This is a genomic window from Streptomyces alkaliphilus, assembly GCF_014141535.1.
In the GTDB taxonomy this organism is placed as follows: Bacteria; Actinomycetota; Actinomycetes; order Streptomycetales; family Streptomycetaceae; genus Streptomyces; species Streptomyces alkaliphilus.
Genome location: NZ_VKHT01001645.1, coordinates 1 through 568 on the forward strand (window position 1 = coordinate 1; position 568 = coordinate 568).

At 70.1% G+C, this 568-nt stretch carries 2 protein-coding genes; both read left to right on the forward strand.

The window, feature by feature from the left end; translation table 11 throughout:
- A partial coding sequence (locus tag FNQ90_RS27915; RefSeq protein ID WP_228471624.1) for a hypothetical protein occupies positions 1 to 224 on the forward strand: 224 nt, incomplete at its 5' end.
- A 39-nt stretch (positions 225 to 263) separates the two neighbouring features.
- Entirely contained in the window at positions 264 to 515 is a 252-nt protein-coding gene (locus FNQ90_RS26125) for a hypothetical protein (RefSeq protein WP_182608554.1), read from the forward strand.
- Positions 516 to 568 lie beyond the last annotated feature (53 nt).

The window sequence follows — 568 nt, forward strand, 5'->3', positions numbered from 1 at the left end:
ACGCGGACGGGACGGAGCGGGTGGCCGGGGTGGTCGTCCGTTACGCCGTCGTGGTCGACCCGACCCACAACTCCTGCGAGGCGGTGGACGAGGTCGCCCTCGCCACCGGGGCCGGTGGGAGGGGGCCGAGGCGATGCCGCGTTGGCGTCCCCGAACGTCGTACTCCGCACCCGCTTCGGTTCCGGCGAGCCGTGGCACCCGCCCCCGGCACGGCTACCCGGTGAGACGTCTTGACGGCATGGGTCACGCGAAGGGGGAAGATCATGGGGGATCGATTCGAAACAGCCTTCATGCGGGTGATGGAGAAGACGGCCAAAATGCCGTTCGTCGCCCTCGTGTTCGTGGCCTACATGGTGCCCACCATGGTGTTCTCCTCGACCGGGGACATCCTCCCCGGTCTGCTCTTCCTCGGTGCCCTCGCCCTTGCGGACGGCATCGCCACGGTGTACTACCGCCGGATCCGTATGCGGAGGCAGGAGCGGGAGCACCGGGAAGCGTCCCCCGGGGGGACGTGAACGCCGGTGCCCGACGGAAGCCCGGGGCGGGGGACCGTACAGGGTTGGTGGCG

Excerpts from the sequence above, each read along its gene's own strand:
- FNQ90_RS26125 (WP_182608554.1), top strand. The coding sequence starts at position 264 with ATGGGGGATCGATTCGAAACAGCCTTCATGCGGGTGATGGAGAAGACG.